Source organism: Oerskovia enterophila (genome assembly GCF_044748475.1).
GTDB lineage: Bacteria > Actinomycetota > Actinomycetes > Actinomycetales > Cellulomonadaceae > Oerskovia > Oerskovia enterophila.
Map to the genome: position 1 here is coordinate 1 of NZ_JBIVFZ010000005.1, position 13,827 is coordinate 13,827.

The 13,827-nt window shown below is 71.0% G+C and carries 11 protein-coding genes; 2 read left to right on the forward strand and 9 right to left on the reverse strand.

Translation table 11 applies throughout. From position 1 onward, the window contains the following. From ACIPWA_RS16120 to ACIPWA_RS16155, 8 genes are all read right to left on the reverse strand, one after another. On the reverse strand, positions 1–620 hold a 620-nt coding region (locus ACIPWA_RS16120), incomplete at its 3' end, for a glycosyltransferase family 2 protein (protein ID WP_400291629.1). Between the two features lie 14 nt (positions 621–634). Beyond that, positions 635–1,213, reverse strand: a complete 579-nt coding sequence (locus tag ACIPWA_RS16125) for a hypothetical protein (protein ID WP_400291630.1) — start codon at positions 1,211–1,213, stop codon at positions 635–637. Between the two features lie 470 nt (positions 1,214–1,683). Further along, on the reverse strand, positions 1,684–2,973 hold the full coding sequence (locus ACIPWA_RS16130) for a DUF916 domain-containing protein (RefSeq protein ID WP_400291631.1): 1,290 nt from the start codon (positions 2,971–2,973) through the stop codon (positions 1,684–1,686). A gap of 184 nt (positions 2,974–3,157) precedes the next feature. After that, positions 3,158–4,426, reverse strand: a complete 1,269-nt coding sequence (locus ACIPWA_RS16135) for a hypothetical protein (RefSeq protein WP_400291632.1) — start codon at positions 4,424–4,426, stop codon at positions 3,158–3,160. A 26-nt stretch (positions 4,427–4,452) separates the two neighbouring features. Next, positions 4,453–5,457, reverse strand: coding sequence for a TIM barrel protein (locus ACIPWA_RS16140; RefSeq protein ID WP_068626708.1), 1,005 nt, complete (start codon positions 5,455–5,457; stop codon positions 4,453–4,455). A gap of 59 nt (positions 5,458–5,516) precedes the next feature. Next, entirely contained in the window at positions 5,517–8,921 is a 3,405-nt protein-coding gene (locus ACIPWA_RS16145; RefSeq protein WP_400291633.1) for a PQQ-dependent sugar dehydrogenase, read from the reverse strand. 458 nt (positions 8,922–9,379) lie between these two features. Further along, positions 9,380–10,045 carry a response regulator transcription factor gene (locus tag ACIPWA_RS16150; protein ID WP_056647997.1) on the reverse strand — a complete coding sequence of 222 codons (666 nt, stop codon included), beginning with the start codon at positions 10,043–10,045 and terminating at the stop codon, positions 9,380–9,382. Then, positions 10,042–11,361 (reverse strand): sensor histidine kinase, encoded by a 1,320-nt coding sequence (locus tag ACIPWA_RS16155; protein WP_400291634.1) that lies wholly within the window; start codon positions 11,359–11,361, stop codon positions 10,042–10,044. Before ACIPWA_RS16155 ends, ACIPWA_RS16150 begins: the two co-directional genes overlap by 4 nt. Before the next feature lie 231 nt (positions 11,362–11,592). Between ACIPWA_RS16155 and ACIPWA_RS16160 the strand changes: the two genes are divergently transcribed. Then, positions 11,593–12,741, forward strand: coding sequence for a PrsW family glutamic-type intramembrane protease (locus ACIPWA_RS16160; RefSeq protein ID WP_400291635.1), 1,149 nt, complete (start codon positions 11,593–11,595; stop codon positions 12,739–12,741). Positions 12,742–12,771: 30 nt separating this feature from the next. Beyond that, positions 12,772–13,356 carry a P-loop NTPase family protein gene (locus ACIPWA_RS16165; protein ID WP_400291636.1) on the forward strand — a complete coding sequence of 195 codons (585 nt, stop codon included), beginning with the start codon at positions 12,772–12,774 and terminating at the stop codon, positions 13,354–13,356. Here ACIPWA_RS16165 and ACIPWA_RS16170 read toward each other — a convergent pair. Further along, on the reverse strand, positions 13,325–13,753 hold the full coding sequence (locus ACIPWA_RS16170; protein ID WP_056648005.1) for a (deoxy)nucleoside triphosphate pyrophosphohydrolase: 429 nt from the start codon (positions 13,751–13,753) through the stop codon (positions 13,325–13,327). The genes ACIPWA_RS16165 and ACIPWA_RS16170 overlap by 32 nt on opposite strands. Between the last annotated feature and the right edge of the window lie 74 nt (positions 13,754–13,827).

The following is a 13,827-nucleotide window of genomic DNA, read 5'->3' on the forward strand; positions in this document are numbered from 1 at the left end:
AGGTAGTACAAGGTCCGCACCGCGGGCAGCGGCGCGTAGGCGTAGAGGTTGTCGACGTAGAACGAGTGCTCGGGCAGGACCAGACCCACCTCGCGCAGCAGGTCGGTGCGGTAGATCAACGAGTGCATCAAGATGTACTGCGACTTACGGAAACGGCCGACCTGGTCCCAGCCCATGACCCGGTTCCTGGGCAGCGCGTTGGTGTAACGCACCGCGGTCTTCTTACGCTTGTCGACCTTCTCGTAGACGAAGTTCGAGACCAGCACGTCCACCCCGGTCCCGGCCGCGGCGAACCCGCCCAACGTCTCCAGGACCCGGCGGTAGGCGTCCGGGTCGAGCCAGTCGTCAGAATCCACGATCTTGATGAACGCCCCCCGCGCGTGCCCGAGCCCGGTGTTGATCGCCGCCCCGTGCCCACCGTTGACCTGATGGATCGCGGTCACCACCCCCGGATACGCGTCCGCGTACCGGTCCGCGACCGCCCCCGTGGCATCGAAGGACCCATCGTTCACGATCAAGATCTCGACCAGGTCACCACCAGGCAACAACGACTCGATGCACCGCTCCATGTACGCCGCAGAGTTGTAGCACGGCACCACGATCGTCAACAGCTTGCTCATCAGGACAACACTCTTCAGACTTCCTGGCCCGCACGGACCGACGACACATCCACCCCAGCAGGCTCAGCGGGCTCGGGCTCACGCTTGAAGATGACCTTGAAGATCGGGAAGAACACCCAGAAGGATAGAACGGCGTTGATCATCATCGTGACCATGTCGGCCACCGTCTCCCCCGTCTTACCCATCCCCCACGTGTCGATCAACAGCTCGTACACCGGCGCCTTGTACCACCCCTGCAACGCCGCCGCCGCGAACGTGATCACCACGTACGCCACCGTGTACCAGAACGCCGCCCGCCAGATGTTCGTGTTCGACTTGAACGTCACGTTGCGCTGAGCGAAGAAGTTGATCACCTGCGCGATCAACAACGTCACCTGCACCGCCAAGAAGTACGCCAACCCACCCCCACCCTCAGGCAACCCACCCGCGGCATAGTCGAACAGGTAGAACGGCGACCCATCCGGATTCGACCCCACCGCCAACACCTGAAAGCTCGTGTCCACCAACGACGTCATCCCGAACACAGCCTTGAACGCCGGCATCAACGCCAACTGCAACACCGTCACACCATTGCTCAACACGAAGAACACCACGAACTGAGCCAACCCCGGCCGACGCTCCGCGAACGACGACCACCCCACCCGCAACCGACCGAACGGGGACCGAGGGCTCGTCGTCGGCGATGGTGCCGTGGGGGGAGTGCTCACTGCGTTGTGCTCCTTGCTGACAGGACGCCGAGGACGACTCGTCCGTGCGCCTGATCCGGACACGAGGGCCGCGACTGCTGCGGTCGACCCCTCGTCGTGGGGACTGCGGCGACACCCGTCCGCGGGGACAGGGCGTCGTCGGCAGTCAAGCACCGGATCACCAGGCGCTCACGGCCCTGTGCACAACCTGTCGCTCGGGGCGCATGATCTGTCGTCGGACGCCCCGGTCCGGCACGCGCGGGGACCCCGCACGCTCGGTGCCAGGCGACGTCGGTCGACACGAGAGGGCCGACCGGTCGGCTCCCCGAGGGGGTCGACGGGCCGGCCCGTCGTCGTCCTGACCGCTACCGTTCGTCTCAGACGACGGGCTGCTCGTCGCGTTCCTTGAGCGCCTGGGCCACGGCCTCGGCGACCTTGCGCTCGTCGCTCGCGCGCCGCCGTCGGGCACCCCGCCGCTGCAGGACGACGCCCCCGACCACCAGGACGAGCAGCGCGAGCGCGGACCACGGCACGGCGAAGGTGGACGCGGAACCCGTGGCGGGCGCGACCGGCAGGGGCGCGGCGTCGGCCGCACCGATCGCTGTCACGACCTCCGCGGAGACCGTGACCGAGCCCTTGACCCGGCCCAGGGGCCAGACGCCGTCGACCGTCACGGTCCGCGTCAGCGACGTGCCGGGGAGCATCTCGGGGAGGTCGACGCGCGGTGCGCTCTGCGCGCCCGCACCCCACGGCCCGGCGACGCGCACGGACTGGCCCGGGGCCAGACGCGTGTTGCCGTCGTTCGTGACCGTGAACGTGACGACCGCGCTGCCCGCGGCGAAGGGGTTGAGGGTGCCGTCGTAGGTGACCGACACGTCGTCGACCACGACGGCCGGGACCAGGTCGCCCGCGACGCGCAGGTGCATGCGCGAGCCGAGGCGGCGGTCGACGCTCACGCCCTCGGCGTTCTCGACGAGCAGCGAGGACACGACGCCCGCCGCGTAGTCGCCCGGCGTCGCCTCGGCGGGGACGGTCACGGTGAAGGGCACGACCGCGGTGCCACCGCCCTCGATCGTGACGTCCTCGGCCTCGAACGTGACCCACGAGCCGAGCGCCTGCGACTCCTCGCCCGCGGGCAGCAGGTCGAGCTCGCCGGCCTCGGTCATGTACCCGTCGGCCGCGTAGACGCGGAACGTCAGCGGCCCCTCGGTGTAGTTGGAGACGATGATCGCGTCGTCGAGGCTCGTCCCGGGGTCGAGGCCGTAGGCGTAGTTGGGGCGGTCGGTGCCGTGCACGGTGTCGGCGGGGCGCACGCCCCAGGTGACCGGGGTGGTCACCGCGGGGGCGTCGGGCTCGGCGGAGGCGTCCGGCGCGGGCGCGGCGGGATCCACCTGCCCGACGGCGGCGCTCACCGCGTGCGGGAGCGCGGCGGTCCGCGCGGGGGCGGACGAGGCGACGGCCGAGGCGGTCGGGGCGACCAGCGAGACCAGCAGGCCCACGACCAGGGTCACGGCCAGCACGGCGAGGAGCCACAGCGCGTGGCTGTGGCCGTTCTCCCGCTGATGCGCACGCACGTTGCGCTGCGCCGAGCGCGGGTCCTGCGTCGCCTGCGCGGCCGGGCTCGCGCCGTCGCGCGCGGCCGGGAGGGAGAGGTGCTGGGTCGCCATGGTCGTGCCTGCTTTCGTGGGTTCCGACCGAGAGTGGCCGGGCGGTCCGTCGCGTCGGGACGGCCGTCCGTGGCCCCTCAGGAGAGCTGCCCGTCAGGAGGGCGGCCGGTCAGGAGAGCTGTCGAACGGTGGCGCCGGCCGGCCCGCGGAGAAACGGGCCGGCCGGCACCACGATCACTCGCGACTAGCTGAGCGCCGTGAGCGTCAGCGTCGCGTTGTACGTCCCCTCGTTCACCGTGAGCGGGAGCTTCAGGTCGAGCTCCGCCCCGATGACCGCGGAGCCGCGGGCGTGCCCGGCCTCCGCGCTGCCCAGGGTGCGGGCGACGGACAGGCCGTCACCCTCGACGAAGCCCGAGGCGACGGCCGCACCCGCGACCGCTCCGCCGTCGTTCTCCTGGAGCGCGGGCGTCCAGCCGAGGTACTTGCCGGACACCGTCTCGCCGCCCGCGACGAAGTCGCCGACCTGTGCGGACACCGACCACGCCGGGGCGTTGATGCGGGTGTCCGTGACGCGGACCGGGACGAGGTCGCCCGAGGCCGCGAAGTGGTCGCCCTGCTCCTCGGCCACGCCCAGGTCGACGAGGCCCGAGGAACCCTCGAGGCTCCACGTGAGCTCGCCCGGACGGGGCTCGGGGATCACGACGGCGACCGACTGGTCGCCCGCCGCGAGCGCACCGGGGGCCGTGCCGGTGAGGTCGCCCTCGACCGAGCCCGCGGTGTTGCCCGGACCGAAGTTCGCGGCCGGTGCGTTGTCCGCGAGGCGCACGGCCCCGTGGACCGTGGTGCCCGCGACCTGGAGGTTCGCGGTGTTGCCGGTCAGGACGAGGTCCCCACCCACCGTGTTGCCCCACTGGTCAGCCGACCCGTCGCTCGTCGCGCCGATCAGCGCGTCGCGCGACGTGCCCGTCACGGACAGGCTGCCGCCGACGACCGCGCCGCCGACGCTCACGCCGAAGTCGCTGTCGCCGAGCGTCACGTCGCCGCCCACGCTCGTGCGCAGCAGGTCGACGTACGTCGCGGCCTGCGTCGAGAGGTTGCCCGAGATCTTCGAGTCCGAGATCTCGACGTCGACCCCGCCCGCCGCGACGCTGCCGGCCACGCGCAGGTCGTACAGGTAGAGGAACCCGACGCGCGAACCGGCGGTGTACGAGCTGATGTCGCCCCCCACGCTCGCCCCGTCGATCAGGACGCCGTACGCGTCGGTCGCGACGACGTCACCCTCGATGACTGCCTCGGTCGCGTCGAGCCACGCGTCGTCGCCGACCGTGATCGAGCCCTGGACCGTGGTCCCGCCGAGGACGCAGGTCGCTCCCGCGGGGACGACCAGGTCACCCGCGATGACCGTGTCGTCGAGCTCGGTCGTGCAGCTCGTGACGGCGGCGTGCGCTGCTGGTGCACCGACCGCGATCAGCGCGAACGCTGCGGCAGCGGCTGCTGAAACCTTCCACTTCATGGCGAATCTCCTGTTTTCTCGGTGGTTCAGCCGCGAAGGCCGTAGATGGAGGTGTAGCTGCGCCGTGCGTTGCCCAGGGAGTTCAGGGGGTTCGGCGGTGCGGCGACCGAGCTGGCGTTGTCCTGCTCGAACAGGCCGAAGTGCTGGCCGCGCGTGCGCAGCTGCGACAGGAAGGCCTGGTAGTCGATGTTGCCCTCGCCGAACTCGATGATGTCGTAGCCGTTGGCGCTGCCCGTGTTGGTCTTGCCGTCCTTGAGGTGGAGCATCGGGAAGCGGCGCGGGTCGCGCTTGATGTAGTCGATGGGCTCGAACCCGGGGTACTTGTGCTTGCCGACGTGCGCCCAGAAGACATCCATCTCGAAGAAGACGAGCTCGGGGTCGAACTCGTCCCACAGCAGGTCGTACACGCGGCGCGTCGGGTCGTCCGTGGTGAAGCGGAACTCGCCGTCGTGGTTGTGCGCGTAGAGCTTGAGGCCTGCGGCCTTGGTCTTGACGCCCATCTGGTTCCACGTGTTCGCCGCGGCGGTCCACGCAGCCACGGTCGGGGTGTTGTTGATGGGGCCACCCTGACCGATGTGCGGCATCCCGAGGATGAGCGCCTTCTCGATCTCGGCGTCGATGTTGCCCGGGTTGAGGGTCGCGTGCGTCCCGACGGCCCGCAGGCCGTTGTCGTCGAGCAGCTGGCGGATCTCCGGGATGGTGATCGGGCCGACGTTGCCCTGCGTGTACCCGGCGAACTCGACCTCGGAGTAGCCGATGTCGGCGAGCTCCTCGAACACGGCCCGGAAGCCGAGCGAACTGACCTTGTCGCGCACCGTGTAGAGCTGGATGCCGATGCGGTTGACGGGGACGAGGCGGTTGCGGCCGCTGCTCGGTGCTGCGGCGACGCCGCCCAGGGCGGATGCCGCGGTCGGGCCGATCGCCGCGCCCACACCGACGGCGACCGTCGAGGCCGCGAGGGCCTTGAGCAGGTTCCGCCGGCTCATCGGGCGAGCCGGGATGGACTCGTGGTGGTGCTCGTGTGAACTCATGTCTCTCCTTCGAGGTGAGGTTCGGTGGCCCGGGGCGCGAGCCCCGGGCCACCACGTGCCTAGTTGCGGACGGTGAGGTTGAGCGACGTCGCGCTCTTGGTGACGCCGGTCGAGCCCTGGTAGGCGATCTCGACCTTGTAGGTGCCGACCTCGGGGAGCTTCGGGAGCGTCACGACGACGTTGCCCTCGGCGTCGAGCGTCCCGGTGCGGGTCGCGACCGTGGCGTTGTTGCGCTTGACCGTGACCGTGACGTCGCCCGTGGCGACGACACCGGTCGAGCTCTCGACCGAGATGGTCGCCTTGGCGGCGATCGACGGCTTGACCGGGTTGGGCGAGACCGAGCCCGAGACCGTCGAGGACGCCGCGGCGACCGTGAGGCGCACGGTCGACGAGGACTTCTTGAAGACCTGGTCGGCCTGGTAGCTCGCCTTGAGGGTGTGCGTCCCGACGGCGAGCGACGGGTCGAGCGCGACCGTGGCCACGCCGTCGACGAGGGTCCCGCGACCGACCTCGGTGTCGCCCGAGGTGAGGACGACGTCGCCGGTCGGCGTGCCACCCTCGCCCGTGACGGTGACCGTGGCCTCGCCCGGTGCCCCGTACGAGACGCGGGCTGCCGGCACGGCGACCTTGGTGACCGACGAGACCGTGGGCTCGTTCGGCGCCGCGAGGTCGATCGTGAAGGAGACCGACCCGACCGTGGAGACGTTGCCGCCCGTGTCGGTCGCGCGGTACTGCAGGTTCCGCACGCCGTTGGTCGTGAAGTTGACGCTGTACGCGCCGCTGGCCGCGGCCACGTTCGTCCAGGACTGGCCGTTGTTGGTCGAGTACTGGACGCTCGCGAGAGCGCCGTCGTCCTTGACGTCGAGGTTCATGCGCACGGCCTTGTTGTAGACGCCGCCGACGCCCGTGGGCGCTGCCGGGTCGAGCGTGTGCTTGATCGTCGGCGCCTTGACGTCACCGACGCCCACACCCTGGAAGTCGAACGAGTCGACGGCCAGCTCGTTGGCCGAGGTCACGAACAGCGTGCCCGAACCCTGCGGGGCGTTCGTGAACGGCACCGTGACCTCCTTCCAGCCTGCGCCGGCGGGGATCTGGGCCGTGGCGAACGGCGCGGCGTCGGCCGCACCCCAGCGGAGCTGGAGCTGTCCGCCACCGTTGGCGACGACCTTGACGCCCGTGATCCCGGCGAAGTTCACCGGGCTGTAGGACAGGTGGTCACCGTTGCCGAGGCCGCGGATCGCCTGACCGGCACCCGCCGTCTCGTCCTCGTACGCCACGACGCCCTTGCTCTTGGCGTGCTCGGCCTGCTGGACGAACGGGTTCAGCTGGACGGTCGCCTCGCCGGGAGCGGCGGGCAGGCCGTTGTGGCCGTTGTCGGTGTAGGAGACGACGACCGCGCCGTAGATGTGCGCGCCCTCACCGTGCTGCGGCGAGTCGGGCGACGTCTTCCAGGCGCCCGTGCAGCCCGTGCCCGAGACCTCGGGGTGGGCGTGCTCGTCGTGGCCCAGACCGTAGGTCCATGCGACGCGGTTGCAGGCCGTCGCGGTGCCGTCCTCGGCGTCCTGCGTGGAGACCTTGAAGGGAACTGCCTGACCCCAGCTGAAGAACGAGCCGTCACCGGGGTAGTCGACCGTGACCACGGGGGCCTGGTTGCCGACCGAGATGACCTTGGAGGTCAGCGTGAACTTGCCCTTGGCGTCGGTGACGCGCAGACGGGCGTTGTACTGACCGAGGGTCGTGTAGGTGTGGCTCGCGGTGATCCCCGTGGCGTCGAACGTGCCGTTGCCGTCGAAGTCCCACTGGTAGGTGAGGGCGTCGCCGTCGGGGTCGCTCGAGCTGCTCGCGTCGAACGCCACGGTGAGCGGGGCCTCGGACGACGAGGTGGGGGTCGCGGTGAAGCGAGCCTGGGGCGCCTTGTTGCCCTCGGCGTAGGACACCTTGTAGAGGCCGGCGTCCGGGTTGGCGCGGAAGAAGCCGTCGCCGTAGTCGAGCACGTAGAGCGAGCCGTCGGGCCCGAACTCCATGTCGATCATGTTGTCGTTGAGCGGCTGCGCGTTCTTGGCGAGCTCGGCGTTCGGCGTGAAGTCCTCGATGTGCGTGACCTCGTAGGTCTCCCAGTCGACCGTGAAGGCCGCGAGGTAGTCCTGCGAGAACTCGCCGAAGAACGCCTTGTTGTCCCAGTGCTCGGGGAGCTTGGACGTCGAGGGGTTCTCGGCGTCGTAGTGGTAGACGGGGGCTCCCATGGGGGCCTGGCCGCTGCCGGTGCCGAAGTTCACGAGCTCGTCCCACGGCTGGTCGCCGGGGCGGTCACCGTAGTAGAGCGTCGCGGCGCGGGCCGGGGGCAGGTCGACGAGGCCCGTGTTCCAGCGCGAGTTGTTCTTGAGCGCGGCCGGGTCGAAGAACGCCCCGGGGGTGCTCGTCGCGAAGTTCCACTCGTTGTAGGGCGCGTTGGGGCCGTGCACGTAGGGCCAGCCCGCGTTGTGCGGGTCGTCGAGGCTCACGGTGTTCCACTCGACGTAGCCCATGGGGCCACGGTTCGGGTCCGCGTTGGCCGCGTCGGGGCCGTAGTCGCCCCACGAGAGGCTGTTCGTCTCGGGGTCCACGTCGATGCGGAAGGGGTTGCGGACGCCCATCACGAAGATCTCGGGGCGGGTCTTCTCGGTACCGACCGGGAAGAGGTTGCCCTCGGGGATCGTGTACGTGCCGTCGTCCTGGACCTTGATCCGGAGGATCTTGCCGCGCAGGTCGTTGGTGTTGCCCGCACCGCGACGCGAGTCCAGGCCGGGGTTCATCCCGGGGGCGTCGTTGTTGGGCGCGAAGCCGTTGGCCCCGGGCGCGCTCGCGGGGGTGTTGTCACCGCTCGACAGGTAGAGGTTGCCGTCGGCGTCCCAGTCCATGTCCGCGCCGACGTGGCAGCACTGACCGCGCTGGACCTCGATGTCGATGATCTTCTGCTCGGAGGCCAGGTCGAGACCCGTGCCCGTCCACTTGAACCGGGAGAGGCGGTTGACGCCCTTCCACTGGTCCCAGTAGCTCTCGTCGGCGCCTGCCGGGAGGGTGTTGGGGGCCGAGCCGGTCGGGGTCCCGCTGAGCGGTGCGTAGGAGAGGTAGACCCAGCCGTTCTCCGCGAAGTTCGGGTCGATCCCGATGCCCTGGAGACCGTCCTCCGAGTTCGCGTACACGGGGATCTTGTTGGTGATGGACGTGATGCCGGTCTCGGGGTCGGTGAGCCGGACGTCGCCGTTGCGGGCGGTGTGCAGGATCTTGCCGTCGGGCAGGATCGCCAGGTCGATGGGCTCGCCGACGTCCTTGGTCAGCAGGATCTTCTCGTAGTTGGACCAGTCGAGCGCGGCCTCCGCGCCGGGCTCTGCGCCGTGGTCGACGCCGTCGTGGGCCGTCGCCGGGCCGGTTGCGGCCGCGAGCCCCGTCAGGGCCAGGACGCCCGCGAGAGACGCGGCGACCACCCTTGATCTCGCGGTCCTTCGTGCAGGAATAGACTTCACAGTGATGCAGCTCCTCATGGGGGTTCATCGCCGGACCGGGCCACCGCTCGCTGCTGAGACAGCGGGATCACGGGTGGTCCGGTCTTTTTGTGTCTCGTGGCGGTGGCTCCCCGGGCACTCCCGCCCTCGCCACCGTCGTCGTCCTCCCCTCGCCGTCGAGTGGTGGTGTTCTCCGTCATCGCTGACAGGTGGCACCGACTGGTCACCGGTCGCCCGGCAGGATGAGCGCTCACACTGCTCGAGCGATCCGGAAGATCCTGGAATGCGATGTATCTACCTGCTACTACGGCGGTCTTCCTCGACCACCTGGTAGGAATCTAGGCCGACTTCTATCGCCTGTCAATCAAAAGTTGAAACCTACCGCTCAGTAGTAGTGCACAGTTCCCCCCGGCCTGCACGCCGAGAAGGCCCGTTCGCGCTCAGGCCTCGCCCGTGACGAGCCCCGACCGGTACGCAAGGACCACGAGCTGGGCCCGGTCACGGGCCCCGAGCTTCGACATCGCACGGTTCACGTGCGTCTTGGCCGTGAGCGGCGTGACGTGCAGCCTCACCGAGATGTCGTCGTTGCTCATCCCCTCCGCGACCAGCAGGACGACCTCGCGCTCACGGCCGGTGAGCGACCGGAACGCCTCACCGTCGACGCTGGGACGCGGCTCGGTCGTGACCGCCCGCGCGATCAGGCTCCGGGTGGCCTGCGGGGACAGGAGCGAGTCACCCGCCGCGACGGTGCGCACCGCGTCCACGAGGACCTGCGGGCGCACGCCCTTGCCCAGGAACCCGGCAGCCCCGGCACGCAGCGCACCGATCACGTGCTCGTCGTCCTCGAACGTCGTCAGGACGAGCACGTGCACGTCGGCGAGCGCGGGGTCGCCGACGATCTGCGCGGTCGCGGAGATCCCGTCCGTCCCCGGCATCCGGAGGTCCATCACGACGACGTCCGGTCGCAGGTCTCGCGCCAGCTCGACCGCCCGGGCCCCGTCGGCCGCCTCCCCCACGACCTCGATACCCTCGCTCACCCCGAGCAGCGCGGCGAAGCCCGCCCGGATGAGCTCCTGGTCATCGACGACGAGTACACGGACGGTCACGGGGCCTCCTGGGGGGCGGGTCGCACGGCATCGGTGGCGCCTGCCCGGGCGGGTCGGTCTGCGGTCGCCGCAGGCACGGGCAGCGAGACCCGGACGATCCAGGAACCCTCGCGCGAGCCCGTCTCGACCGTGCCGCCGACCGCGGCGACCCGCTCGCGGAGCCCCACGAGCCCCAACCCGCTCCCGTGCGCGGCGACAGGGCCGGACGCGCCAGCCGCACGCTTCTGGCCGGCCGCGCCGTCGGAGCCGACCGCCGTCCGCGACGGCAGGGGGTTGACCACCTCGACGACGACCGAGTCCGCACCGTGCACCACGCTCAGCTCCGCCCGCCCGGTGCCGTACCGGTGCGCGTTGGTCAACGCCTCCTGGACCACCCGGAAGACCGTGAGGTCCAGCACCGGTGACAGGCTGCGCGGGACACCGACGGTCCGCTCAACGACCTCGAGGCCCGTGGACCGCGCCTCGTCGAGGAGGCGCGGAAGGTCGGCCAGCCCCGGCGCAGGGGCGGAGGCACCTGGTTCGTCGGCGTCGCGCAGGAGGTGCAGGAGCGACGACATCTCGGACAGGACCCGCTCCCCCGCGTCGCGCGCGTGCCCGATCGCCTCCCGGGCCAGGTCGGGACGCTTGTCGAAGAGCGCCTCGGCCGCACCCGCCTGCACGCTGATGACGGCCGCGTGGTGCGCGACGACGTCGTGCAGCTCGCGGGCGATGCGCAGCCGTTCCTGGGTGACCCGCCGAGCGGCCTCGGCCTCCCGGGACTCCTCGGCGCGCACGGCACGGTCGCGCGCCGCCGCGACGACGGCGCGCTGCGCGCCGACCGCCGCGCCCAGCGCCGCCGCGAGGACGATCAGGACCACGACGAGCACGACGTAGGACCCGAACGGTTCCTTGCCGCCCACGAGGACGAGCACGGCCGGGTAGGCCACGATCATGGCCAGCGTCGCGCAGGCCGCCTCGCGCCGCCCTGCGTACGCGGCGACCGAGTAGGTCGCGACGAGCCCGGGGGCGAACGCGAGCGACGAGTCGGCGTCGATCGCCGCCGATCCGACCATCGCGGCCAGGGCCACGCCGAACGCGACCGACGGGTGCGCCCGACGCCACACGAGCCCCACGCACGCGACCACGAGCGCGACGACCGAGGCCACGGTGCTCGCGTACCTCTCGGGGGCGACGACCTGGGGCACCGCGAGCACCAGGAGCAGGACCAGTGCCCCGACGGCGTCGCGCGCCGTCACGGGTTGGCCGCCCCAGCGCGCGGCCGGGCGGGCGAGCCGCGCACGGCGCGTGCCGGTCGGTCGCGCGCGGTCTGGTTCCACCGTCCGACGATACCTGCGGACCTGATCCGCACGGCGCATCGACGCAGGTCGGGGCAGCTGCTGCGGACGCAGTACGTGCCTCCCCAGGGATCGTCAGTGCGACCGACGGCCGACGCGCTCGTCCGGGAGAGACTCGGTGCATGGGGACGCGCGAACCGTCTCGGCCACCGGTCGACGGCGTGTCGCGCCCCACCAGCTCTTCTCGACGATTCCCAGTGATTGGCTGAAGCCATGATGGTGCTTCTTCTCAACGTTCTCGGCGCGGTCCTGCTCGCCGCAGGCTTCTACGCCGCCTGGCGGCTGGCTCCGCGGCGCCCCGACGCTCCCCCGGCCCGGTGGCACCCCGACCCGGCCTCGAAGGCCGCGCGCCGTCGCTTCTGGGACGGCCAGGCCTGGACGGCCCGCGTCACCGCGGGCACCGAGGCGGCGAACCGCGGCCACCACTTCCGCGGCCGCTTCTGGGGACAGTGGGTCTGGCCGCTCGTCGGCGCGGGCGTCGTGCTCCTCGCGGGAACCACGCTCTACCGGTCCACCGAGAACGTGCACGTCATCGCCGTCACGAGCTTCCTGGCCATGGCCCTGGTCTGCTGGGCCTTCTACGGGTTCGTGGCCCGACAGCTCGCGCTGCCCGAGGTGATCGGGCTCGGGCAGATCGTGGCGGTCGCGGTCGCCTCGGCCGGGGCGACGTTCCTCGTCGGCCTGAACCTCAACGACCTGACCGGCTCGATCGGTGGGATCTCGCTCGCGACGGCCCTGGTCGGCCTGACCGAGGAGACCTCCAAGCTCCTCGTCCCGATCGCCCTGTTCCTGCTCGGTACCTACCGCAACCCGCGGGCGGGCGTCGCGATCGGCCTCGCCTCCGGGTTCGGGTTCGCGATCGCCGAGACCACGCTCTACGCCTACCAGACGGCTGCGGCGTCCGGGCCGGCCTTCTGCGGAGGAGAGACTCCTGCGGCGACCACCGCGTCGGTCATCGCGGCGCAGGTCGCTCGGATCTTCGGGGTCTCGCCGTTCCACTGGCTCTTCACGGGCATCGCGGTCGCCATCGCTTGGCGGGCCTGGCACCTGTACGGCCGCAAGGGGACGCCCGCCGCGCTCGGCGGGATCCTGCTGGTCATGGTGGTCCACTCGCTCAACGACACCTCGGCCACGCTCGGGTGCGGCGAGCCCACGGTCCAGTCGCTGCTCGCCATGCTGCGCTACGTCCTGGTGATCGTCATGTACCTCGTGTTCAAGGCCTGGGCCCGCAAGCACACTCCCCCGCAGATGATCGGGGCCGTCAGCACGGGATGGACCCCCAAGCACCTGGGCGAGCAGAGCGTCCCGGCCGACGAGGCGCCGGCCGAGGACTCCCCTGCCCGGGAGCCCGCCGACGGCTGAGCCGCACGCGACGTCCGGTAGTGTCCCGGGGTGCACACGACCCTCGGACCCCTGGACGACGTCGTCGCGCACCTCGGGCACGTCCCTCGCCGCATCCTCGTGGCCGGCGTGTCCGGCTCGGGCAAGACGACGCTCGCACGACGGCTCGCCGCGCGCCTCGACCTGCCGTGCACCGAGATCGACGCGCTCTTCCACGGCCCCGCCTGGACACCCCGGCCGACGTTCGTCGAGGACGTGCGTGCCGTCGTCGGGCAGGAGGCGTTCGTCACGGAGTGGCAGTACCGCGCCGTGCGCCCGCTCCTGCTGGACGAGGCCGAGCTCGTCGTGTGGCTCGACCTGCCCACCGCGACCACCCTGCGTCAGGTCGTGGCACGCACGGTACGCCGGGCCGTGCACCGGGAGGTGCTGTGGAACGGGAACGTCGAACCGCCGCTCTGGACGATCTTCACGGACCGTGACCACATCGTCCGGTGGGCATGGTCGACGCGCCGGTCGTTGCGCGACCTCCCGACGGTCGTGGCCCAGCAGGACCCGCCCGTCGCGCTCGTGCGGCTGCGGAGCCGGCAACAGGTCGAGACCTGGGTCAGACGGCTTCCTGCTCCACCCAGTCGCTGAGGGCCTCGACGATCCGGACGTCCCCGTCCAGCCAGTCGACGCTCCCCCACTCGCCCGCGGGAAGCCAGCGCAGGGCGTCGTGCTCGACCAGGGGCTCGGGCTCTCCGTCGACGATGCGCGCGAGCCACAGGCGCATGACGTGGCGGTCCGTGATGTTCCAGCCGCCGTCGTCGGGACCGAGGAGCTCTGCACCGAGCTCGACCTGCACGCCCAGCTCCTCACGGAGCTCACGGTGCAGCCCGTCGACGGGGGTCTCCCCCGGGTCCACCTTGCCGCCGGGGAACTCCCAGCGCCCGGCCAGCTCCACAGGCCGCGAACGGCGTGCGGCGAGCAGGAGGCGGGGCGTGGCAAGGTCGTCGACGACGGCCGCAGCGACCACGAGTCGGCGGAGAGTCATACGCGGAGTGTTTCACGCCCGGTGTGACGGCACGTGACCCGGCACGTGTCCGGCTGGTCACACGGCGCGACGAC